22 protein-coding genes are annotated in these 23,145 nt (G+C 65.0%); 13 read left to right on the top strand and 9 right to left on the bottom strand.

The features are described 5' to 3' along the window. Positions 1-14: 14 nt before the first annotated feature. Genes phnN through phnF form a run of 3 tightly spaced genes read right to left on the bottom strand, consistent with a single transcriptional unit; the run spans position 15 to position 2,082 of the window. Positions 15-566 (bottom strand): phosphonate metabolism protein/1,5-bisphosphokinase (PRPP-forming) PhnN, encoded by a 552-nt coding sequence (gene phnN / locus HDG37_RS16465; protein ID WP_090809526.1) that lies wholly within the window; start codon positions 564-566, stop codon positions 15-17. Further along, positions 563-1,327 carry a DUF1045 domain-containing protein gene (locus HDG37_RS16460; protein WP_184049429.1) on the bottom strand — a complete coding sequence of 255 codons (765 nt, stop codon included), beginning with the start codon at positions 1,325-1,327 and terminating at the stop codon, positions 563-565. The genes phnN and HDG37_RS16460 overlap by 4 nt, the downstream gene beginning before the upstream one ends. Then, positions 1,324-2,082, bottom strand: coding sequence for a phosphonate metabolism transcriptional regulator PhnF (gene phnF, locus HDG37_RS16455; protein WP_090809521.1), 759 nt, complete (start codon positions 2,080-2,082; stop codon positions 1,324-1,326). The genes HDG37_RS16460 and phnF overlap by 4 nt, the downstream gene beginning before the upstream one ends. Before the next feature lie 179 nt (positions 2,083-2,261). Here phnF and phnG point away from each other — a divergent pair, with 179 nt between their 5' ends. From phnG to HDG37_RS16420, 7 genes are read left to right on the top strand one after another with little or no spacing between them, the layout of a single operon-like run. Then, on the top strand, positions 2,262-2,777 hold the full coding sequence (gene phnG, locus HDG37_RS16450) for a phosphonate C-P lyase system protein PhnG (RefSeq protein ID WP_184049427.1): 516 nt from the start codon (positions 2,262-2,264) through the stop codon (positions 2,775-2,777). Continuing rightward, a complete protein-coding gene (gene phnH / locus HDG37_RS16445) occupies positions 2,777-3,388 on the top strand; it encodes a phosphonate C-P lyase system protein PhnH (RefSeq protein ID WP_184049425.1) in 612 nt (203 codons plus the stop codon). Before phnG ends, phnH begins: the two co-directional genes overlap by 1 nt. Next, the gene (locus tag HDG37_RS16440; protein WP_184049423.1) at positions 3,388-4,524 is read left to right on the top strand and encodes a carbon-phosphorus lyase complex subunit PhnI; all 1,137 of its coding nucleotides are present in this window, start codon (positions 3,388-3,390) and stop codon (positions 4,522-4,524) included. The genes phnH and HDG37_RS16440 overlap by 1 nt, the downstream gene beginning before the upstream one ends. Then, the gene (locus HDG37_RS16435) at positions 4,521-5,471 is read left to right on the top strand and encodes an alpha-D-ribose 1-methylphosphonate 5-phosphate C-P-lyase PhnJ (protein ID WP_184049421.1); all 951 of its coding nucleotides are present in this window, start codon (positions 4,521-4,523) and stop codon (positions 5,469-5,471) included. The genes HDG37_RS16440 and HDG37_RS16435 overlap by 4 nt, the downstream gene beginning before the upstream one ends. Next, positions 5,468-6,238 (top strand): phosphonate C-P lyase system protein PhnK, encoded by a 771-nt coding sequence (gene phnK, locus HDG37_RS16430; RefSeq protein WP_184049419.1) that lies wholly within the window; start codon positions 5,468-5,470, stop codon positions 6,236-6,238. The genes HDG37_RS16435 and phnK overlap by 4 nt, the downstream gene beginning before the upstream one ends. An 8-nt stretch (positions 6,239-6,246) precedes the next feature. Then, a complete protein-coding gene (gene phnL, locus HDG37_RS16425) occupies positions 6,247-7,023 on the top strand; it encodes a phosphonate C-P lyase system protein PhnL (RefSeq protein ID WP_184049417.1) in 777 nt (258 codons plus the stop codon). A 36-nt stretch (positions 7,024-7,059) separates the two neighbouring features. Then, the gene (locus tag HDG37_RS16420) at positions 7,060-8,193 is read left to right on the top strand and encodes an alpha-D-ribose 1-methylphosphonate 5-triphosphate diphosphatase (protein WP_184049415.1); all 1,134 of its coding nucleotides are present in this window, start codon (positions 7,060-7,062) and stop codon (positions 8,191-8,193) included. A gap of 116 nt (positions 8,194-8,309) precedes the next feature. Here the strand turns inward: HDG37_RS16420 and HDG37_RS16415 are convergent, their stop codons facing one another. After that, entirely contained in the window at positions 8,310-10,148 is a 1,839-nt protein-coding gene (locus HDG37_RS16415; protein WP_184049413.1) for a GGDEF domain-containing protein, read from the bottom strand. Then, positions 10,148-11,389 (bottom strand): extracellular solute-binding protein, encoded by a 1,242-nt coding sequence (locus tag HDG37_RS16410; RefSeq protein ID WP_260334886.1) that lies wholly within the window; start codon positions 11,387-11,389, stop codon positions 10,148-10,150. The genes HDG37_RS16415 and HDG37_RS16410 overlap by 1 nt, the downstream gene beginning before the upstream one ends. Positions 11,390-12,011: 622 nt before the next feature. Between HDG37_RS16410 and HDG37_RS16405 the strand changes: the two genes are divergently transcribed. The 5 genes from HDG37_RS16405 (at position 12,012) to HDG37_RS16385 (ending at position 18,406) form a co-directional block, all read left to right on the top strand. Next, positions 12,012-12,794, top strand: a complete 783-nt coding sequence (locus HDG37_RS16405) for an ABC transporter substrate-binding protein (protein ID WP_184049411.1) — start codon at positions 12,012-12,014, stop codon at positions 12,792-12,794. Between the two features lie 267 nt (positions 12,795-13,061). Then, on the top strand, positions 13,062-14,177 hold the full coding sequence (locus tag HDG37_RS16400; RefSeq protein ID WP_184049409.1) for a succinylglutamate desuccinylase/aspartoacylase family protein: 1,116 nt from the start codon (positions 13,062-13,064) through the stop codon (positions 14,175-14,177). A 329-nt stretch (positions 14,178-14,506) separates the two neighbouring features. Further along, positions 14,507-15,685: a porin gene (locus tag HDG37_RS16395; protein ID WP_184049756.1), complete on the top strand. Its 1,179-nt coding sequence runs from the start codon at positions 14,507-14,509 to the stop codon at positions 15,683-15,685. Positions 15,686-16,014: 329 nt separating this feature from the next. Beyond that, the gene (locus HDG37_RS16390; RefSeq protein WP_090809498.1) at positions 16,015-17,307 is read left to right on the top strand and encodes an MFS transporter; all 1,293 of its coding nucleotides are present in this window, start codon (positions 16,015-16,017) and stop codon (positions 17,305-17,307) included. A 43-nt stretch (positions 17,308-17,350) separates the two neighbouring features. Next, a complete protein-coding gene (locus HDG37_RS16385) occupies positions 17,351-18,406 on the top strand; it encodes a serine hydrolase (protein ID WP_184049407.1) in 1,056 nt (351 codons plus the stop codon). A 130-nt stretch (positions 18,407-18,536) separates the two neighbouring features. Here HDG37_RS16385 and HDG37_RS16380 read toward each other — a convergent pair whose 3' ends face one another. The 3 genes from HDG37_RS16380 to HDG37_RS16370 form a co-directional block, all read right to left on the bottom strand. Further along, complete coding sequence (locus tag HDG37_RS16380) at positions 18,537-20,270, bottom strand: IlvD/Edd family dehydratase (RefSeq protein ID WP_184049405.1); 1,734 nt, start codon at positions 20,268-20,270, stop codon at positions 18,537-18,539. 220 nt (positions 20,271-20,490) lie between these two features. Further along, entirely contained in the window at positions 20,491-20,916 is a 426-nt protein-coding gene (locus HDG37_RS16375; protein ID WP_184039244.1) for a DUF1801 domain-containing protein, read from the bottom strand. 240 nt (positions 20,917-21,156) lie between these two features. Then, the gene (locus HDG37_RS16370; protein WP_184049403.1) at positions 21,157-21,948 is read right to left on the bottom strand and encodes a DUF899 domain-containing protein; all 792 of its coding nucleotides are present in this window, start codon (positions 21,946-21,948) and stop codon (positions 21,157-21,159) included. 297 nt (positions 21,949-22,245) lie between these two features. Here HDG37_RS16370 and HDG37_RS16365 point away from each other — a divergent pair, with 297 nt between their 5' ends. After that, positions 22,246-22,689, top strand: a complete 444-nt coding sequence (locus HDG37_RS16365) for a glyoxalase/bleomycin resistance/extradiol dioxygenase family protein (RefSeq protein ID WP_184049401.1) — start codon at positions 22,246-22,248, stop codon at positions 22,687-22,689. Between the two features lie 53 nt (positions 22,690-22,742). Here the strand turns inward: HDG37_RS16365 and HDG37_RS16360 are convergent, their stop codons facing one another. Then, positions 22,743-23,120 (bottom strand): BON domain-containing protein, encoded by a 378-nt coding sequence (locus tag HDG37_RS16360; protein ID WP_184049399.1) that lies wholly within the window; start codon positions 23,118-23,120, stop codon positions 22,743-22,745. Positions 23,121-23,145 lie beyond the last annotated feature (25 nt).

Below are 23,145 nucleotides of genomic sequence, written 5' to 3'. Positions count from 1 at the left end.
GCCGCGTGCTTGCGCTATGCGCTCACCTGCTCCTTGAGCACCGTGATCAATGCGTGCCCCGCTTCTTCGAGCGCGCCGGAGTTGTCGATCGTCGTGCAGCGCACGCCGGCCGGCAACGCAAACGGCGCGCGCCGCGCGAGCCGCGCCGCGACTTGCTCCGACGATTCGCGCGCCCGCGCGCCGAGCCGTGCTTCGAGAATATGCGGCGCGGCGCTCACGTGCACCACTTCCGCGCGTGGATAGCGCGCGAGCGCATGCTGCAGGTACTGCCGCGAGCCGTTGACGACCACCGTGCAGCCGCGCGCGAGCCACGCATCGAGTTCGATGCCGATGCCATAGCGCAGCGAATGGCTCGACCATTCGAGCGCGAACAGGCCAAGCACCGAGCGCGCGGCGAACTCCTCGACGCTTAGTGCAACATGCACCTCGCCATTGCCGCTCGGCCGCGTGATGTAACGATGCGCGAATACGAGCGGCTCGCCGGCGAGCCGCATCCGTGCGAACTGCAGCAGCGAATCCTTGCCCGCGCCCGACGGCCCCATCACATAGATCAAACGCCCAGTCATTGGCTGCTCACCTCGTCTTGCTGCTTGTTCGTGCGATCGCCTGGTTGCGCGCCGTGGCTGAACGGCAGCGGCTGCCAAAGCACGAACGGCTCGCCCGCCGCCGGCTCGACGAACAGCGCGGCCTGATCCACAGCGAGCGGCCCGAGCGCGGGCGTGCGCTCCCGCCACCATGCGAGCAGCGTCGCGCGCTCGTCGGCATCGGCGAGCGAACTGGACAACGTCATATGAAAACGGAACTCGTCGAACACGTACGGATAGCCCCATTGCAACAGCAACGCACGTTGGCGTTCGCTGAGCGGCGCGGCGAGCCGTCGCTCGAGATCGGCCGCCGACGGCCGCGCGCGCAGCCTGTCGAGCGACTGCAGCGCGTTCGACGCGAGCTCGCGAATGCGCGTCTCGCCATCTGCATCGGCCGGTCGCAACGCGACGAAGTCGCCCAGCGTGGCCGCTTCTACCGGCAACGTGAACGGCCGCTGCGCGAGCGCCCAGGCTCGCGCGGCCGCGAGCACGTCGGGCTGCGTGACGCCGGCGCCGAGCCGGAACGGAGCGACCAGCGTGCCATGCCAGCCATAGCGGCGCGGCGCGTCGGTCAACGCGGCGAGCGGGCGCGTCAGGCCTGGCGGCTGCGGCTGCGCGCGGCGCTCGCCGCTGTGCGCATCGCGGCCGAGCCATGTCGAGCCGGCTTGCCACCACGCCGATTCAACCGACGGCGCGTAGTACAGCGCGAAGCGCGCTTCGGCACTCCATGCGGGGCCGCTCACAGGTCATGCTCCACGAGCAGTTGCACGCGATCGGCCGCGAAATGCGTGAAGCCGTATTTGACCGGCGTGCCCTGCAGATCGACGTCGACGTTCTCGACCCACAGCACCGGCTGCTGACGGTTGATGTTGAGCCGCCGCGCGACTTCCGGCTCGGGCAGCACGCTGCCGATGCGGCTCCACTTGCGCAGATAATCGTCCACGCCGAATTCGGCCAGCGCTTTCGTCGTGCCGCCGAGGCGTTGCACGACCTCCGGCAAATCCGGAAAACGCGCGGCCGGATACCAGCTGCGCGCGTATGTGAGCGGCACGCCGTCCGACTCGTTCAGCGATTCGATGCGATAGACCGCCGCGCCCGCGCGCAGACCCAACGCCTTCGCGACACTGGGCTCGGCCTTCACGCGCGCGGCCGACAGCATCGTGCCCGCGGGCGAGTGGTGTTGTTGACGCAGGTTTTCGGTGAAACGCGTACGGCGGCCGATCGAATAGTCGATCGCGCCGGGCTGCACGAACGTGCCACGCCCCTGCTCGACGCTGACGAGGCCGAGCGCGGCGAGGCCGAGCATCGCGCGGCGCACCGTGTGACGGTTGACGTCGAAGCGCTTCGCCAGCTCACCCTCGCTCGGCAGCCGCCCTTCTTCGCCGAACCCGCTTGCCGTGATCTCTGCGGCGAGAATCTGTTCGATCTGTCTCCAGACGGCCACGCCCGCGCCGCGTTCGAGCGTCGTGGCCGGCGCCGCGCTGTCGTTCGATGTCATGGTGCTGTCATTCCCTTCGGTTCAAATGATCGCCATGACGTGCATTGTAGTGCGCGAGCCGTGATGAAAATATGAACGTCCGCCGCGCACGACAGTCCAGACAACTATGCTTATAAACGTCTAGACGTTTAGATGAATAGATGCTTCAATGCCCACTCGCTGGATCGACAGGAAATCCGATGAGCCCGAGTTCCGTTCCGCCCCGGCCACCCTCTTCGCCGTTGCCGGCCGTGTCTTCGGCGGCGCGGCGCGCCTGGATGGCCGTGCTGGCGCGCACGCCGCGCGCCGACCTCGAAGCCGCGCTGCAGCGCGCGCTGCAAGGCCGCCCCACCCCCGCCTACGACTGGCTGCGCCCCCCTGAAATCGGCCTCGCGATGGTGCGCGGGCGCATCGGCGGCAGCGGCGATCCGTTCAATCTCGGCGAAGCCACGGTTACGCGCGCGACGCTGCGTCTGCATGCGAGCGGCGACGCCGAAGCCACCGTCGGCGTGGCCTGCCATCTGGGACGCGACCGCCGTCGCGCCGAACTTGCCGCGCTCGCCGACGCCTTGCTGCAGATGCCCGAGCATCACGACAGCCTGCATGGTCAATTGATCGGGCCATTCGCCGCGCAACAGCAGGCCCGGGGCGCGCAACAGCAACAGGACGTCGCGGCGACGCGCGTCGAATTCTTCACCATGGTGCGAGGCGACTGATGGAACGTTCACCGATTGCGTTGTCCACGCTGACGCCGGGTTTCGCGGACCCGGTCCACGATACCCAGGCCGTGTTTCGCACGCTGCTCGACGCGTTGTCGCGGCCCGGCACGATCGGCGTGATCCGCGAGGTGCTGCCCGAGTTGCGCAACACGCCGGTCGAACCCGCCGCGTTTGCCGCACTGCTGACGCTCTGCGACTACGCGACGCCGGTGTGGCTCGCGCAGCCTGATCCCGCGCTCGCGTCGGCGTTGCGTTTTCATACCGGCGCGCCGCTCGTCGATGCGCCCGGCAACGCCGCGTTCGTGTATGTGCACGATGCCGACGCGTTGCCATCGCTCGAAAGCTTCGCGCCCGGCAGCGCCGAGTCACCGGAACAATCGGCCACGTTGCTGATCCGCGTCGACGCGCTGACGGGCGGCGCAGCGGTCACGCTGAGCGGCCCCGGCATTCTGGATGCCGAAACGATTTCGCCGGTCGGTCTTCCCGCGCGGTTCTGGCAAGAACGCGCAATGCTCGCGCCGCTGTTTCCGTGCGGCATCGACTGTTATCTGGTTTGCGGCCCGCGCGTGATCGGCCTGCCGCGCACAACCGAAGCGAAGGTGAACTGATGTACGTTGCCGTCAAAGGTGGAGAACGCGCGATCGAAGCGTCGTGGCGCCTGCTCGACAAAGCGCGCCGCGGCGATACGCGAATCGCCGAACTGAGCGTCGCGCAGATTCGCGAGCAGTTGCGGCTCGCGGTCGCACGCGTGATGACCGAAGGCTCGGTCTACGACGAGGAGCTTGCGGCGCTCGCAATCAAGCAGGCGGCCGGCGATCTGGTCGAGGCGATTTTCCTGCTGCGCGCGTATCGCACCACGTTGCCGCGCTTCGGCTATACGCGCGCCATCGATACCGAAACGATGCAGGTCGAGCGGCGCATCTCGGCGACGTTCAAGGACCTTCCCGGCGGCCAGTTGCTCGGCGCGACCTATGACTACACGCAGCGTCTGCTCGATTTCGCGTTGCTCGCCGATGGTGAGGACGCGCAGCAAGACGTGACGCGGGGCAGCGGGCCGGTTCCGCAAGAGCCGCCCGAGGCGGAATCGATGCCGCGCGTCGTGTCGCTGCTCGACAAGGAAGGCCTGATCGAACAGGAGCACCCGACACCCGACGGCGCGGAACCCGGCGACCTGTCGCGTGAACCGCTCGCCTTTCCGGCGAGCCGCGCGACGCGTCTGCAAAATCTCGCGCGTGGCGACGAAGGCTTTCTGCTCGCGATGGGCTATGCGACGCAACGCGGCTACGCGCACTCGCATCCGTTCGCGGGCGAGATCCGCTTCGGCACGATCGCGGTCGAGATGGACCTCGACGAACTCGGCGAAGCGGTCGACATCGGCGATATCGACATCACCGAATGCCAGATGATCAACCAGTTCGCGGGCAGCGGCACGGTGCCGCCGACCTTCACGCAGGGCTACGGCCTCGCGTTCGGCCACTCGGAGCGCAAGGCGATGGCGATGGCGCTCGTCGATCGCGCGTTGCGCGCCGAAGAACTCGGCGAGACGCTCGCGTCACCGACGCAGGACATCGAGTTCATGCTGTCGCATAGCGACAACGTCGAGGCGTCGGGCTTCGTGCAGCACCTGAAGCTGCCGCATTACGTCGACTTCCAGGCGGAGCTGGAACTGGTGCGGCGTTTGCGCGCGCAGCATCGCAGCAACGATGAAACAAGCCGCGCCACCGACAAGGAGCAGGCAGCATGAACGCGCCCGACACCGCTGTTGCCAACACCTCACACGACACCGCCGCGCACGGCTACAACTTCGCGTATCTCGACGAGCAGACCAAGCGCATGCTGCGCCGCGCGCTGCTCAAGGCAGTCGCCGTGCCGGGCTACCAGGTGCCGTTCGCGTCGCGCGAAATGCCGCTGCCGTACGGCTGGGGCACCGGCGGCATCCAGGTGACGGCCGCGATCATCGGCAGGACGGACACGCTGAAGGTCATCGATCAGGGTTCCGACGAAACCACCAACGCCGTCAACATCCGCCGCTTCTTCGCGCGCACCACGGGGGTGGCGACCACGCGGCACACGAGCGAAGCGACGATCATCCAGACGCGGCACCGGATTCCCGAAACGCCTCTGACCGAGCGGCAGATCCTCGTCTATCAGGTGCCGATGCCCGAGCCGCTGTACCGGCTCGAACCGCGCGTCGCCGAATGCAAGAAGCTGCATGCGCTCGCCGATTACGGGCTGATCAGCGTGAAACTGTACGAGGACGTCGTGCATCACGGCAGCATCGCGACCACGTACGACTACCCGGTGATCGTCAATCATCGCTATCTGAGCTCGCCGTCGCCGATCCCGAAGTTCGACAATCCGAAGATGCATATGAACGCCGCGCTGCAACTGTTCGGCGCGGGCCGCGAGCGCCGCATTCACGCGATTCCGCCCTATACGCCGGTGCGCAGCCTCGACTTCGACGATCATCCGTTCGAAGTGCAGAAGTGGCAGCACGCGTGTGCGCTGTGCGGATCGAAGGAAAGCTTTCTCGACGAGATGATCGTCGACGATGCGGGCACGCGCATGTTCGTGTGCTCGGACAGCGACTACTGTCACGGGCGGCGCGGCGATGGCGATAGCGACCGCGACGGCGCTATCGAAGCGCAAGCGCCGCTGCCCCACGCCACGCGCGAAGGAGAATCCGCATGACGCCGCTTCTGAGCGCACGCGCGCTCACCAAACAATATGGCGGCCGCAACGGTTGCCGCAACGTGAGTTTCGATCTGTATCCGGGCGAAGTGCTGTGCATCGTCGGTGAATCGGGTTCGGGCAAGACCACGCTGCTCAACACGCTGGCGCTGAAGACCGAGGCCGATAGCGGCTCGCTGCACTACACCGCGTCGCATGGCGACTCGCTCGATCTGCGCGCGCTGTCCGAGCCGCGCCGCCGTCTGCTGACGCGCACCGAGTGGGGCTTCGTGCAGCAGAATCCGCGCGACGGCCTGCGCAGCGGCGTATCGGCCGGCGCCAACATCGGCGAGCCGTTGATGGCGGTCGGCGCGCGCCACTACGGCGAGATTCGCCGCACAGCCACGCAATGGATGGAGCGCGTCGAACTCGACCCCGCTCGCATCGACGAATTCCCCGCCGCGTTTTCGGGCGGTATGCAGCAACGTCTGCAGATCGCTCGCAATCTCGTCACCGGTCCGCGTCTGGTGTTCATGGACGAACCGACCGCCGGTCTCGACGTGTCCGTGCAGGCGCGTCTGCTCGATTTGCTGCGCACGCTGAGCTCGACGCTGCATCTGTCGGTGCTGATCGTCACGCACGACATCGGCGTTGCGCGTCTGCTCGCGCATCGGCTGATGGTGATGCAGGCGGGCGAAGTCGTCGAGGCGGGTCTGACCGATCAGGTGCTCGACGATCCGCAGCACCCGTATACGCAAACGCTGGTTTCCTCGGTTCTGCCGGTTTGAGGCTCACGATGCAATCCACTGAGGTAGTCAATGAAGCAGGCAGCGATGCACGCCACGGCGAGCGCGCTTTCGCCGACAACGCGGCGCTGATGCTGCGCGCCATCGGCATCGGCAAGACTTTCACGCTGCACGGCCAGGGCGGTGTGCGGATCGACGCGCTCGCGAACGTGTCGCTCGAGGTCGAGCGCGGTGAATGCGTGGTGCTGGTCGGGCCGTCGGGTGCGGGCAAGAGCACGCTGCTGCGCTGTCTGTACGGCAACTATCTGGCGAGCACCGGCTCGATTGCGATTCGCGACACCAGCGATCAGGGTCGGCCCATTGCAATCACCCGTGCCGAACCGCGTGACGTGCTGCGGCTGCGCCGTCGCGTGGTCGGCTATGTGAGCCAGTTTTTGCGCGTGATCCCGCGCGTGCCGACGCTTGCGCTCGTCGCCGAGCCGCTGGTCTTGGACGGCGTCGCCGAACCTGAAGCAAACACGCGCGCCGCTGAATTGCTGGCGCGGCTCAACGTGCCGGAACGTCTGTGGTCCCTCGCGCCCGCGACGTTTTCGGGCGGTGAGCAGCAACGCGTGAACATCGCACGAGGTTTGATCGCCGAACATCCGCTGCTGCTGCTCGACGAACCGACCGCTTCGCTCGATGCGGAAAACCGCGACGTTGTGGCCGATCTGATCGTCGAGGCGCGCGAGCGCGGCGCGGCGATCGTTGGTATCTTTCACGACGAAGAGACCCGCAACAAGGTCGCGACGCGCCGCCTGGAACTGCGGCCGCCGGTGCGGCACTAAATTGACACCAGTCCCGACTGACTACGGAGCAAGTCGATGTTGATCAGCAACGCTCGCATCGTGACGCGAGACGAAGAATTCATTGGCACCGTGCGCGTGGAAGACGGCGTGATTGGCGACGTCGAACGCGGCGCGGGTTTGGCGCGCGACGCCGAAGACTGGGACGGCGATTATCTGCTGCCCGGTCTGATCGAACTGCATACGGACAACCTCGAGAAGCACCTCGTGCCGCGTCCCGGCGTCGAATGGAATACCGACGCGGCCTTCGTGATTCACGACGCGCAGGTCGCCGCAGCCGGCATCACGACGGTATTCGACGCGCTCGCCATCGGCTCGCGCTCGAGCGTTGGGCTGCGTAACCGCGATGTGCAAACGCAATGCGCCGATTCGCTGCTGCGGCTGTCCACGCGTCGACTGCTGCGCGCCGAGCACTTTCTGCATCTGCGCTGCGAGATCGCGACCGCCGACGTGCTCGAGGTATTCGATTCGCTGTGCGCGCATCCGCTGCTGCGGCTCGCGTCGGTGATGGACCATACGCCGGGCCAGCGCCAATGGCACGACCGCGAGCAATGGCGCCGCTTCCAGGAGCGCAACGGCAAGATGAGCGACGAGCGTGTCGCGAGCACGCTCGCCGAACTCGCGGTCGAACAGGAGCGTTACGCGGACGAGCACCGCCGCGAGATCGTCGCGCGTTGCCGGCGGCTCGGCATTCCGGTCGCGAGCCACGACGACACGCTGATCGAGCACGTCGAACAGGCGAAAGCCGAGGGCATCGTGCTCGCCGAATTCCCTACCACGCGAGTCGCCGCGCAAGCCGCGCGCGAGCATGGCATCGCGACGATCATGGGCGCGCCGAACATCGTGCGCGGTGGCTCGCATTCGGGCAACGTGTCGGCGCTGGAACTCGCGCGCGCGGACCTGCTCGACATCCTGTCGTCGGATTACGTGCCGTCGAGCTTGCTGACCGCGGTGTTCGATCTCGTCGAAAAAGCGGGCTGGTCGCTGCCGCGCGCGATGGCAACGGTCTCGGCCGAGCCGGCGCGCACCGCCGGCCTCACGGACCGCGGCGCGATCGAGCCCGGCCTGCGCGCGGATCTCGTGCGCGTGACGATGCTCGACAAGCTGCCGGTGCCGCGCGCGACTTATCGCGCAGGGGTGCGGATCGTTTGAGTGGGCTGGTTGAGCGCGCCGGCGTCTCGGGTCGACAACGGCACACGCTCCGGCTCATTCGCGGCGCGATCGCGGCGTGGCAATAGAAAACCCTCAGCGGCGCGGGTAAGACCGCGTCACGCGGTGGGCTCCGCCTCGCGCCCCTCGGTCGCATCTCGCGCGGCGTGCGCCTGGGCGAGCTGGGCCTGGGCCGCCCTCGCCTGCCCAGCCTGTTCGTCGAGCCGCATGGCGAGCAGATCCTGATAGCGCAGATACGCGCAACGGCCACCCGATTTCGCCGCATACATCGCGGCATCGGCGTTCAGCAGCAGTTCCTCGGCATTGCCGCTGTCGTGCGGGAACTCGCTGATGCCGATGCTCGCGCCGACCGTCATGCTATTGCCGTCGACGGTCAGCGTTTCGTTCAGCGCGTCCATGATGCGCTCGGCGATTTCTGGCGTGACCTCGGCCGCGCGCTGCCCTTCGATCAGCACGATGAATTCGTCGCCGCCGAGCCGCGCGACCACGTCCCCGGCATACAGCACGTCCTTCAGACGGCGTGCGACCGCGACCAGCACCTTGTCGCCGACCGAGTGACCGAACTGATCGTTGATCTGCTTGAAGCGGTCGAGGTCGACGAACAGCACGGCGAGGCCTTCGCGACGGAAGCTTGCCTCCTCGATCGCGTTCTCGAGCTTCTGCATGAACAGCATGCGGTTCGGCAAGCCGGTCAGCACGTCGTGCGAGGCCAGATGCACGAGCTCGCTCTGCTTGCTGTGCAGCGTATCCATCTGCGCGCGGATTTCGCAACGCAAATGCTCGAAGCAGCGCGCGAGCACGCCGATTTCGTCGGTGCGTTTGAGCGGCAACGTGTGCATCGCATGGTCGGCGAACAGGTGCGTCGCCGCATACGCGAGCAGATGCAGCGGTTTGGTCAGCGCTCGCGCGAACAGGATCGCCAGCAGTACCGACAATGCGCTGAACACCAGCACCATGCGAATGATCCGCGTGCCGAGCTGATTGGCGCCGGTCAGCACGTCCTCGAGCGGCTTCGCGAGACCGAGCACGATGAAGCGGTTGCCCTCGGAACCGCCGAACGGCCGCCGCACGAACGCGAGCACACGGCCGGCCGCCTCCCCGGGTCTCGCGAGACCGTTGATGAGCACCTCGCTTTGGCGTTGCTCGAACAGCTGCTTCGTGGCCGGGAAGCTGTCCTGCATCAGCACGCGACGGCCGCGGTCGAAACCGAAGGTTTTCGACGCGTCGGGATGGACCAGGAAGTCGCCCCACTCGTTCGCCAGATAGACCTGATAGTCGCTCGGCAGATCGCTCTGCAAACGCCGCAGCATGCCGGCCAGATCGACATCGATTACGACGACGCCGACCACCGTGCCGCGCGCATCCGCGATCGGCGTGCCGAGACGCAGCGTCGGCTTGCCTTGCGCCGCATGCGTGCCGGATTCGTGATTGACCGAAATCGGCGACGTGTAGATGCGGCCCGGCGAAAACGCGAGCGTTTCGAATACGTAGGGAAACTGAGCTTTTTCCTGCAAATCGCCACCCTCTACGCGCACGAGGCCATCGCTGTCGCGATCGAAACGGAGCAGTTCGAGACCGTGATGCTGCCGCGTGATCAGCCGCACCTGCAGATACTCCGGGTGGTGCAGCATGAAGCTCGAATACACCTGCGCGAGCCGCTCGCGGCCGGCGTTCGGGCCGATACCGTCGTCGGTCTGCGCGACGCGCACCGACGACGGCATCGTCGCGAGCACGAGCGCGTCCGCCGCGACGTCGTCGATCGATACCGCGATGCGCTGGCCGAGCAGCTCCGTCGACGTCTGCAGGCTGTGCTCCGCTTCGTTGACCAGCATCGTGCGATTCGCGCGATACGCGTAATAGCCGGTCGCGCCCGACGCCAGCACGCCGATGCACGCGAGCAGCACGGATAGCTTGAAGGTCAGGCCGCGATGCAGCATCAGAAGCGCTCCGAACGGTCGCCCGACACGATGCGCGTCCACAGTTGCTCGCGGCGCTCGATATCTTCCACCGGACTGATCCAGACGATGTGCGCGTTGGCGCTGCCTTCGGCCGGCTCGGTCAGCGTGTTCGCGAGCCCCTGGCGCTGTGTCAGCAACGCGCTCACGCTCGGCTCGAGCATGTAGTTGATCCACGCGAGCGCGAGCGGCTGGTCGCTCGCCGCGCGCGTCATCGACCAGCAATCGAGCCACGCGAGCGCGCCTTCGTCCGGAATCACGTAGCCGACGTCGGCGCCCGCGCGCCGCAGCAACTGCACCTGCTGCGTGCCGTAGTTGCCGAACATCAACGCGACCTTGTGCTGGATGAAGAACGCGGTCGCCTCCTCGGGCAGCGTGTAGTAGGTCAGCAGGTTGCGGCGCAGATCGACGAGCTTGTGCGCGATCGTGCGCATCTGCGCGGGGTCGAGTTGAAACGGATGCGGATAGCCGAGCGCAAGCGCGGTGAACGAGAAGTTGTGCTGCGCGCTATTGAAGTCGAGCACCTTGCCACGATAGCGCGGGTTCCACAGTTCGAGCATCGAATGCGGCGCAACCGGAATCTGCTTGCGATCGTAGATGAGTCCCATCGACGAATACGTGAACGGAATCGCGTATACCTTGCCCGCCGAGGTCAGGCCGTCGATCGAGCCGAGCGCCTGGAAACGCGGCAACTGCTTCTTCGTATTCGGCAGACTCGCGAGATCGAGCGGCGCGAGCAGATTCGCCTGCGTATAGCGGCGGATTTCGGCGGTGTTGGCGGCGAGTACGTCGAACGGCGGCGCGCCCTTGCTGTGCATCTGCGCCCACAGCGCCTCATCGGAATCGACGAGCGTGACCTCGACCTTCGCGCCGTAGCGCGCTTCGAACGCCTTCACGACGTCCGGGTCCGCATAGCCGGGCCATGCGAGAACGTGCAGCACTTTCTCGGCGGCCGCTGCGGGCGTCGCCGCGCCGAAACCCGCGCACAGCAATGCGCCTATCAGAACGCGCGACACGCGGGGTAAAACCCCGGAAAAAACCTCGCACGAAAATCCGGATGAGCCAATCGATGAAAATCCCGATGTAACGCTCGACAAAAAACCGTCAAAAAACCGTCGCTGCAATAATGCCGCGCGAGCCCGCACGCCGGTGCTCGCGATTCGTCGCTTAAAAGTCTGTTTACAACAGCCTGTTCGATCCGCCGTGAACAACATCGTGTGCATGCATAACACCGTTGAGCAGAAAGGCCATGTGAGCGAGCGCAAACGCGCGGAATTTGAATCTTGACGGCCGTCCAACGCGGGCGGCCGGCGTCCAACGCAGGGAGCATCGATGATAGCGCCAAAGCCTTTGTTTTTGCACCGGTCCGAAACGGCGGGGCAAAAATATCGGTGTTGGTAATAACGTGCAAGGCAATAGCCTCGAGGCCGTTCTTAATTAACGGCAAATTCAGCCGCGAGCTTTAACGATCCGTCCACGTTTCAAACTCGCGTTTCAAACCGGTTTTCGGTGAACTCGCGAGAAAACCGGCGTAAATCCCAGTCGATTACGCTCGCCGGCCCTTCGTATTACCGCTCGTGCATTGCATCCGCGCTACGCAAACCCCACCAACGGTGTACGATCCGCTCATAGCGGCTGGGGCGCAAGCGTTGCTCTAGAGGGCCTCCTCCCGCGCCATCCGGTGTTTTACTAGCTTCCCAATATTTTTGAACTGATAAGCTTGGCGCGCGTTGCAGGCCATTCGGCTTGCATCCTGACCAGAAGCCCGTTTGCGAGACGCGCCGGGCGTCCCGAGGCGGCACAACCGCCGAGGGCGTAATTGAACTACACCGAGGAGTAAAAACAGTGAAAAAACTGCTAGCGGCTTTGACGGTTGCTCTGCTTGCCACCGTCTCGATTGGCGCACACGCTAAAGATTGGTCGACGATCCGTTTTGGTGTTGATGCCAGCTATCCCCCGTTCGAGTCGAAAGGCGCGGACGGCAAGCTCGTTGGCTTCGATATCGACCTCGGCAACGAAATCTGCAAGCGCGTCGGTGCGAAGTGCGTGTGGGTGGAAAACGACTTCGACGGCATGATCCCGGCACTGAAGGCGAAGAAGTTCGACGGCGTGCTGTCGTCGATGTCGATGACGCCGCAACGCGCCGAACAGATCGCTTTCTCGTCGAAGCTGTTCAATACGCCGACGCGCCTCGTCGCGAAACAGGGCTCGGGCATCCTGCCGACCGCTGAATCGCTGAAGGGCAAGACGGTGGGCGTCGAACAGGGCACCATCCAGGAAACCTACGCGAAGACCTACTGGGAACCGGCGGGCGCGAAAGTCGTGCCGTATCAGAACCAGGACCAGGTCTACGCCGACTTGATCTCGGGCCGCCTGGACGCAGCGCTGCAAGACGCGGTGCAGGCTGACCAGGGCTTCCTGAAGACGCCGCGCGGCAAGGGCTTCGCGTTCGTCGGCAAGGACCTCGACGATCCGAAGATCCTCGGCAATGGCGCCGGCATCGGCATGCGCAAGGAAGACACGGATCTGAAGGTGAAGGTCGACAAGGCGATCGCCGACATGATCAAGGACGGCACTTACAAGAAGATCGAGAAGAAGTACTTCGACTTCGACGTGTACGGCAGCTAAATCGCCCACGCGCGCCGTACGGCGCGCCGGCAGCTTGTCCGAAACGGGCTCCGCGACGCGGAGCCCGTTTTGTTTTTGCGGCTCCACATCTAGCCACATCAAGCCACATCGTGTGGCATATCGGCTAAGATCGTGCGAGACGCGGCTTCCCTGAGACAGGTTGCCGCGGTCCGCGCATGCGGACCATGCGCGCTGCCGGCGCGCATCTTTCCCCTTGCAATCAACCACCTAGCGCGGCTGCTCCGAACGGGCCGCGAAGCCAAAACCATGCAAACCCAGACCCATCCGCTGATTGCCCCGTCGCTTGGCACCGCCCGTGAACTGACGAGTTTCCACTACGGTCCCGGCGGCGGCCAGAAAATCTATATCCAGTCGTCGCTGCATGCGGACGAACTGCCCGGGATGCTGGTGTCGTGGTCGCTGCGCCGCAAGCTGGCCGCGCTCGAAGCCGCGGGCAAGCTGCGTGGCGAAGTCGTGGTCGTGCCGGTGCCGAATCCGATCGGCCTTAATCAGCATCTGCTCGGCCAGATGCTCGGCCGCTTCGAAACCGGCAGCGCGCAGAACTTCAACCGCAACTTCTACGACCTCGCGGAACTCGTGCAGCCGTTCATCGAATCGCGTCTGACCAGCGACATCGACGCGAACCGCGCCGCCATCCGCACGGCGATGCGCGAAGCGCTCGACGCGCAGCAGCCGACCACCGAACTCGGCTCGCAACGCCTCGCGCTGCAAAAGCTCTCGTACGACGCCGACGTCGTGCTCGATCTGCATTGCGACTGGGAAGCCGCGATGCACCTGTACACCAATCCGGACCTGTGGCCCGAAGTCGAGCCGCTCGCGCGCTACCTGGACGCGAAGGCGTCGCTGCTCGCGCTGAACTCGGTCGGCAATCCGTTCGACGAAATCCACAGCTTCTGCTGGTCAGATCTGCGCGGCCGTTTCGGCGAGCGCTTCCCGATCCCGAACGGCGGCATCTCGGTCACGATCGAGCTGCGCGGCCAGCGCGATGTGTCGTACGAACTCGCGGAAAAAGACGCGCAGGCGATCATCGAGTATCTGACCTCGCGCGGCGTGGTCGACGGCGAGCCGGCTGCGCTGCCGCCGCTCGAATTCGCCGCGACGCCGCTCGCGGGCGCCGAGCCGCTCGTCGCGCCGATCAGCGGCGTGCTCGTCTATCGCTGCGAGGTCGGCACGTGGGTGGACGCGGGCCAGGAAATCGCGGACATCGTCGATCCGTTGACGGACCGCGTCGTCACGATCAAAAACACCGTGGCCGGCGTGCTGTACGCGCGGCATCTGGCGCGTTTCGCGACGGCCGGCCTCGAATTCGCGCGCATCGCCGGCCAGACGCCGTTCCGCAGCGGCTCGTTGCTGAGCAACTGACGCCAGAGTCGCTGCGACCGTCGCTGCTGTCGCGGCCGGCCATGTAACTGAATTTTCACGCACCAGCTGAAATAACCGATCGCCCGCCGCCAGGCGGGCGATTCGCTGCCACGCGTCCAGCCTCGCTCCAGGGTCGACCGACCCGCCCCGCCACCGATACACCTGCCTCCGGTGCACACGCAAAGTGTCGCGCCGACACGACACCGTGAAAGAAATTTTTCAGTGTCACATACCTTACTCAGCGTTCCCTTAAATTGCCGGCCATCGCGCGACGTTGCCGCAGAGCAGCGCGTCGCGATCGCCAAAATTTGCTAACTCGGAGAAGTATGTTGAACAAGAAAATCCTGACCGCCGCTACGCTTGCCGTCTTCGCCTCCGCCGCTCACGCACAAAGCAGCGTCACGCTGTACGGCCTGATCGATGCCGGTATCAGCTACGTGAACAACTCGAAAACGGCCACCGGCCACAGCAGCCTGACCAAGTACGACGACGGCGTCGCGAACGGCAGCCGTTGGGGCCTGCGTGGCACGGAAGACCTCGGTAACGGCCTGAAGGCGCTGTTCGTGTTGGAAAACGGCTTCAACAGCGGGAACGGCACCGCCGGCCAAGGCGGCGCGATGTTCGGGCGCCAGGCGTACGTCGGCGTGTCGCAGAACAACGTCGGCTCGCTGACGTTCGGTCGCCAGTACTCGTTCTCGACCGACTACCTCGGCTCCAACTACGCGACCGGCGGCCAGACCGTCGCGGGCAACTACGCTTACCACATCAACGACGTCGACCAGCTCACGTCGAGCCGTATCAACAACTCGGTCAAGTTCAGCAGCGCGAACTTCTCCGGCCTGACCTTCGGCGCGATGTACGGCTTCTCGAACACGGCAGGCGGCTTTGCCGGCACGCCGGGTACGGGCACGTCCGCTGCCCCGGTGGCAGGTTCGTCGCGCGCTTACAGCTTCGGCGCGAACTACGCGAACGGCCCGTTCGGTATCGGCGCGGCGTACACGGACATCCGTTATCCGGGCCAGGCATCGCCGGCCTTCTCGACTTCGCTGGCTAACGTCAGCTTCCCGACGATCGGCAACGGCCAGATCCAGGATCTGCGCACGTTCGGCGTTGGCGGCCGCTACGCATTCGGCCCGGCGACGCTGTGGGCCCTGTACACGAACACGCGCCTCGCACCGATCTCGGGTGGGTCGACCACGTTCGCCGCCTACGAAGCAGGCGCGAAGTACGCGCTCACGCCGGCTATCACGGCAGGCGCGGGCTACACGTACATGCACCTGAGCGGCGCGAACGTCGGTCACTGGAACCAGGTGGACCTGAGCGGCGACTACGCGCTGTCGAAGCGCACGGACGTGTACGTGCTCGGCATCTATCAGATCGCCTCGGGCCGCAACGGTACGCAGGATCTGCAGGCACAGATCGGTTCGAGCACGAGCTACTTCAGCACGTCGGGCGTCGGCGCCGACAACCAGCTGGCGTTCCGTGTCGGTCTGCGTCACAAGTTCTAAGCAGACGGTTCGCGGTGGGGAACACCTGTGTTCCCTGCCTGATCGAATCTGAATCGATGGAAAGCGCCCTGCGGGGCGCTTTTTCTTTTGCGGCGCGAAATCGGTCGAGCAACGCCGGATCGAACGCGAGGCCTTCGAGACTGCATGCGATATCGAATAGCTGGGTCAGCTCGATTCCGCTTTGCCGTTTCGGCAACGATATCTGCCAAATATTGTAATTGTCTATAAATATCGTCCACCCCAACATCGGTCACACGCTTCGATCCCGCGCCCGCGCCGCTCACGCGACACTGCCGGCGCGCCTCCCAATGCCGCCAGAGGACTTCGTCATGAGCATGGACTCCGTCACCACCGCCGACGCGCTCGCGCGGCACACTTCGCGCTCGAGCGTATCGCGGCTGATTCTCGCGACCTCGATCGGCAACGCACTGGAGTTCTACGATCTGGTCGTGTACGGCTACTTCGCGGCCGTGCTGTCGCGCACGTTTTTTCCGGTGCACGACCGCACCGTATCGCTGCTGCTCACGCTCGGCACCTTCGCGCTGTCGTATCTCGCGCGACCGATCGGCGCGCTCGCGCTCGGCTCGTTCAGCGACCGCAAAGGCCGCAAGGCATCGTTGACGCTATCGATTGCGATGATGACGCTCGGCACCAGCATGATCGCGTTGATGCCGTCGTATGCGGCGATCGGCGTGCTCGCGCCGATTGGCGTATTCGCGTCGCGGCTGTTGCAGGGATTCTCGGCGGGCGGCGAGTTCGGCAGTTCGACCGCGTTTCTGATCGAACATGCGCCGGAGCGCAAAGGCTTCATGGCGAGCTGGCAGTTCTCGAGCCAGGGCGCGAGCACGGTGCTGGCGTCGCTGTTCGGCGCGGTGTTGACGAGCACGCTGACGACCGCGCAACTCGAAGGCTGGGGCTGGCGTATTCCGTTCCTGTTCGGCATGCTGATCGGTCCGGTCGGGCTCTACATTCGCCGCCGCATCGACGAAACGCCGGAGTTCGAGCGCGCGGAAAAATCCGCCGCGCCGGTGCGAGAACTGCTCGCGACGCAAAAGGAACGGGTGCTCGTGTCGATCGGCGTGCTCGTGCTGACCACCACGGCCAACTACATGCTGCTCTACATGCCGACCTACGCGGCGCGGCAGCTCGGACTCGCACCGTCGTCGGGCTTCATCGCGACGCTCGCGGCCGGTCTGATCATGATGATGCTCACGCCGCTCGTCGGTCATCTGTCCGATAAGGTAGGCCGCGTGCGCATCATGCTCGGCGCCGGCGTGCTGTTCTTCGCGACCGTGTATCCCGCCTTCGTGCTGATGAACGCGCGCCCGTCGCTCGGCTCGTTGCTTGCCGCGGTCACGTGGGTCGCGTTGCTGAAGGCGACCTACTTCGCGCCGATTCCGGCCTTGATGTCCGAGCTGTTCCCGACCCGCACGCGCACGACCGGCATGGCGTTCGGCTACAACATCGGCACCACCGTGTTCGGGGGCTTCACGCCGCTCGCGGTTGCCGCGCTGATCGCGGCGACCGGCAATAATCTCGCGCCCGGACTCTACCTGATGCTCGCGGCCGTGCTCAGCCTTTTCACCGTGATGTGGGCACGCGTGCGACTGCACGCACGCTGAGTCTCTGCCTCGCGGGCTTCGTTGAACCGACAGGAACTTATCCATGCAAGACCGTTTGCAGCAAGCCGTGCAGTTCGCGGTGGATCATGAATCGCTTTGGGACCGCCATGTGGGTGGCGCATGGGGTGTGCACGTGAACGACCCGCCGCCGTGGAACAGGCTGCTCGGTCCCGTGCATGATCGCGGGCCGGTGTCGGGCGCGATCGCCGTCGACGGCCGCGTGCTGACGAGCTGGGGCGAACCGGATCGCGCCGACCTGACCTTCAGTGTCGCGAAGATGTACCTCGCGCTGCTGGCCGGCGTCGCGCACGATCGCGGCCTGTTGCCCGAGCTCGACGAACCGGTGCGCGTGCGCGTACCCGACATCGGCTTCGACGACGAACACAACGCGCCGATCAGTTGGGCGCATCTACTGCAGCAAACGAGCGAATGGCGCGGCACGTACTTCGGTTTGTCGGATCAGGCGGATCACTACCGTGCGGTCAATTTCGCCGCGCCGCCCGATGGCAAAAAAGGCGATCTGCGTCCGCCGCAACGGCCGGGCACGTACTGGGAATACAACGACGTCCGCATCAACCAGTTCTCGCTCGCGCTGCTGCATCTGTTCCGTCAGCCGCTGCCCGAGGTGTTTCGCGAAGCGATCATGCGGCCTTCGGGCGCGAGCGAAAACTGGCAATGGGTCGGCTACGACAATGCGTGGGTCGAAATCGACGGGCGACGCATGCAGTCGGTGCCGGGCGGCACGCACTGGGGCGGCGGCATGTCGGTCAGCGCGAACGATCAGTTGAAGGTCGCACAGATGCTGCTCAACGACGGCGTCGCGAACGGCCACCGCGTGCTGTCGTCCGAATGGATCGCGCGCATGCGCACGCCGTGCGCGATCGCGCCGTTCTATGGCTACCTCGTGTGGCTCAACACCGGGCGCAAGGTGTTCCCGAACGTGCCGGAGTCGAGCTATTTCGGTGTCGGCGCAGGCAGTTCGTTCACGTGGGTCGAACCGGAGCGGCGCATGACGGTGGTCGTGCGCTGGCTGAATCCGGCCGCGGCGAACGAGTTCTTCGGACTCGTGCTCGACGCGGTCGACAACCTCGGCCAATAGCCATTAGCGGCGCACCTTCCAAGGCAGCTGCGCCGCGAACGCCACCGACAGGTCATAAAAAAATGCGGGCGATGCACGAATGCATCGCCCGCACGGTCATGGGCCGAGCCGTTGCCGTTGCAGCGGCGCGTCAGTGCGAATGCCGCGGCACCGCGGAACCTCGACACCCCACGAGGAAGTCGAGGTCGCAACCCTCGTCGGCCTGCAGCACGTGATCGATATACAGGCGCCGGTAGCCGCCACCTTCCGGCGGCTGGGGCGGCACATGCTGCGCGAGACGGCGCTCGAGTTCCGCGTCGCTGACATCGAGGTGCAGCGTGCCCGCGTCGCAATCGAGCTCGATCCAGTCGCCGTCCTGCACCGCGGCGAGCGGGCCGCCGGCCGCCGCTTCCGGCGTCACGTGCAGCACCACGGTGCCGTAGGCGGTGCCGCTCATGCGCGCATCGGAAATGCGCACCATGTCCTTCACGCCCTGCCTCAGCAGCTTCGGCGGCAGGCCCATGTTGCCGACTTCGGCCATGCCCGGATAACCCTTCGGCCCGCAGTTCTTCATCACCAGCACCGAATTCGCGTCGACGTCGAGCGTCTCGTCGACGATGCGCGCCTTGTAGTGCTCCAGGTTCTCGAACACGACCGCGCGTCCGCGATGCTTGAGCAATTCGGGTGTCGCCGCCGACGGCTTCAGCACCGCGCCGCGCGGCGCGAGATTGCCGCGCAGCACGCGGATGCCGCCATCGGCGACGAGCGGCTTGTCGAGCGGACGGATCACTTCGTCGTTGGTGTTGGGTGCATCCTTCACGTTGTCCCACAGCGACTTGCCGTTGACCGTCAACGCGTCCGGATGCGGCAGCAGGTTCGCTTCGCCGAGCCGGCGCAGCACGGCCGGCAGGCCGCCCGCGTAATAAAACTCTTCCATCAGGAAACGGCCCGACGGCATCAGGTCGACGATCGTCGGCGTGTCGCGGCCGATGCGCACCCAGTCGTCGAGATCAAGCTCGATACCGATGCGCCCCGCGATCGCTTTCAGATGAATCACCGCGTTGGTCGAGCCGCCGATCGCCGCATTGACGCGAATCGCGTTGACGAACGCCTCGCGCGTGAGGATCTTCGACAGCTTCAGGTCTTCGAGCGCCATTTCGACGATCCGGATTCCCGACATATGCGCAAGCACGTAGCGGCGCGAGTCGACCGCGGGAATCGCCGCGTTGTGCGGCAGCGACGTGCCGAGCGCCTCGGCCATGCAGGCCATCGTCGACGCGGTGCCCATCGTGTTGCAGGTGCCAGCCGAGCGCGACATGCCCGCCTCTGCCGACAGGAACTGATGCAGATCGATCTCGCCGGCCTTCAGCGATTCGTGCAGCTGCCACACCGCGGTGCCAGAGCCGATGTTCTTGCCGTCGAGCTTGCCGTTCAGCATCGGGCCGCCGGTCACGACGATCGCCGGCACGTCGCAGCTCGCCGCGCCCATCAGCAGCGCGGGGGTCGTCTTGTCGCAGCCGGTCAGCAGCACGACCGCGTCGATCGGATTGCCGCGGATCGCCTCCTCGACATCCATCGCCGCGAGATTGCGCGTGAGCATCGCGGTCGGACGCAGATTCGATTCGCCGTTGGAAAACACCGGGAATTCGACCGGGAAGCCGCCCGCTTCATAGACGCCGCGCTTCACGTGCTCGGCGAGCTTGCGAAAGTGCGCGTTGCACGGCGTCAGCTCGGACCACGTGTTGCAGATACCGATCACGGGACGCCCGTCGAACTCATGATCGGGAATGCCCTGATTCTTCATCCAGCTTCGATACATGAAGCCGTTCTTGTCAGCCGTGCCGAACCACTCGGCCGAGCGCAATTTCCGCTTTTTTTCCGACATACTAGGTCCTTGATGCATGTGCCGGGACCCTCACCGGCCAATTTGACTGAAGCGGCCCGCCCGGCGCTACGGCGCAAGGTTGCCGCTCAGTGTCCAGGGATGGTGAAGTGTACGGAGCGAGTTGATATCTTTCCAATTATATTTTGGGTGATATCGATATCAATTCTGGTATCGACCCACCGGGGCTGGCGGCGCGGCTGGCGAGCAGACTGTGCCGGCCTCAGGCGTCGCCGGACGCCTGCTTACGGCGGGCTTTCGGTAGTGCGCCGCGCGTGTTCGTCTTCAGATGATTCTGGTTATAGTCGATTGCGGCGCGCACCAGCGCTTTCAGTGCGCGCTCGTCGACCCCGTCGCTCTCGAAGAAGTCGATAGCGCGCCGCGCGTTGCCTTCGAGGCCTGCGTTGAACAAGCCGTCCGGATCGGCCAGGCCCGCCCCATGCGCGAAGGTCAGCTTGACCTTACCCTTGTGCGCGTTGGCGACCGCAATCATGCCGTCGCGCGACCAGACCGGGCTACCCATCCACTTGAATTCCTCGACGATCGCCGGGTCCGCCGCGAGCACGCATTGACGGATGCGAGCGAAGGTTGCGCCGCGCCAGTCGGTGAGTCCCGCGATCAGTTCGTCGATACGTTCGGATGCGTTCATTGGAGTGCGGCCCTCGTAAGCGGGGAAACGAAGCGGTTGAACCGATAGGATGCCGTAACGATCCAGTCATTGTAATCTCCGCCTGGATTCGTGGCGGGCGGATGACGCGATTTCAAACATCGAACGTACCGCGATACTGCTCATTCGCATCCGGGGACCTGGACTCAGATTTCACCTCGAAACTCTACGCTCGAAGTGAGTCACTCGGAGAAACGACAGCGATCGATGATTCGTCAGGCGCTAGTCGTCGCGTTTCCGAAACGCAGCCTCTCCGGCATCTGACACCTCGACCCACTTCGGATCGGGAGCCGCGCCGGGGACGTAAGTGTCGTTCCAGTTCCACCACTTGTACGGTCGGCTCTGCGGGTAGCCCTCCGGCGAATCCTCCCACGTCTCCTGCCGCCCGAGCGCCGTCATGTCAAGGTAGCTCCAGATCGTGCCCAGCGCCTCGTCCCCACGCCCGTTAATGAAGTACGTTCGGAACACCCGCTCGCCGTCCCGGATGAACGCGTTGTGGCCGTGCCATTCGTCCACGCCGAAGTCGGCGTCGAAACTGTCGGTGATGGTGTACCAGGGGATCATGTCCCAGCCCATCCGGGTCTTCAGCCGCGCGATATCGGCTTGCGGCGCGCGGGACGCGTACACAAGCGTAGTGTCGCGAGCGTGCAAATGGGCAAGGTGGGAGACCTGATCGGCCCCCAGGGAACAGCCAATGCACGCATGCTCTGGCCACCCGTGCACGCCGGGCTCGAAAAAGGCGCGATAGACGACCAACTGGCGGCGGCCGTTGAACAGGTCGAGCAGGCTTACTCTGCCCTCCGGCCCGTCGAACGCATACGTTTTTTCCACGGCAAACCATGGCATCCGCCGTCGCTCAGCGGCCAGCGCGTCGCGGGCACGTGTCAAGGCTTTCTCCTTGACGAGCAGATGCTCGCGCGCGGCCTCCCACTCTTGCCGCGACACAATCGGTGGTGTCTTCATGGCAGGCTGTCCATCTTTCCCACGCTTCTCAGGTGACTTGATCGTCGTCATCGTGACCTCCGGGTTAGAGCGATGTCCTGTGCGTTCGGGTCGGAAGGCGATTCGCTCACCCGGCATCGCTCGCTGTTGATGATGGGGTAGTTTAGGCCGCCGGACATCGAATGGTGGGAGTGACAAATGTGACGCGATTCAGGTGCGGCTTGATTCAGAAGGAGCAGCGCTAGCGACCTCGATTCATCGTTGGTCAAAAGGCGATGGAATCCCGTGGGTAGCCAAGCGACCGCTTAGCGGATCGGGGCAGACTATTATGTCCGGCAACCCATATTCGCCCACCACCCGGAGGTGACGATGAACGCGATCCACGAGGTCTACCCCTATCTGCGCGTGCGCAACGCCGCACGGGCTATCGAGTTCTACGCGCAGGCATTCGGCGGCGTCGAGCAGTTTCGCCTGACCGAGCCAGGCGGCCGCATCGGTCATGCCGAAGTGAAGATCGGTCCCGCGACCGTGATGCTGTCCGATGAATATCCCGAGCACGACATGCTCGGACCGACCGGCGACACCCGGCCGAGTGTGCTGCTGCATATCCACTGCGACGACGTCGACCGACTGTTCGCACAAGCGCTCAAAGCGGGCGCAACCGTGGTCCGCCCGCTAACCGATCATTTTTATGGCGAGCGCTCGGCGACCGTGCGCGATCCATTCGGCCACGAATGGATGCTCGGCGCGCAGATCGAAGCGCTCACGCCTGAAGAGATGCAGCGCCGTTACACGGCGCTGTTCGACAGCTAGTGGATTGTTATATTGGGCTCCTCGCGCTTGATCCCCCGATGCGTGAGCTCTTTTTACATCCCGCCGAACGGCTTTTGCACCGTGAGCTTGTTGGTCACCGAAGTCACCCCCGGAACACCCTTCGCGATCTCCGCGACCTGATTGATCTGGGAAACGTCGGTGACCGTGCCGCTCAGCGTCACCGCGCCGCCTTTTGCGATGACGCTTATATTGCCGGCGCTGATCTCCTTATGCTTGCCGATCGCGGCATACACCTGCCGACGCAGCGCACGATTGGCTTTCCTCGAGCTGACGGGAGCGGCTGCGCTAGCTGACATCGCGGGTGCGCCCGAAGGTGCACTGGCCATCTGGCCCGACTGCGACCACGAGTTGCTCGACGCGGCCAGAATCAATATGGCAATCGCCAACGCGCGTGCCTGGATGCTTTTCATCGAATACTCCAGTTGTTATAGGTGA

The organism is Paraburkholderia sp. MM5384-R2 (genome assembly GCF_014201025.1).
In the GTDB taxonomy this organism is placed as follows: Bacteria; Pseudomonadota; Gammaproteobacteria; order Burkholderiales; family Burkholderiaceae; genus Paraburkholderia; species Paraburkholderia tuberum.
Note: the sequence above shows the minus strand (reverse complement) of the source record. Positions and strands in the feature narration are given on the sequence as shown.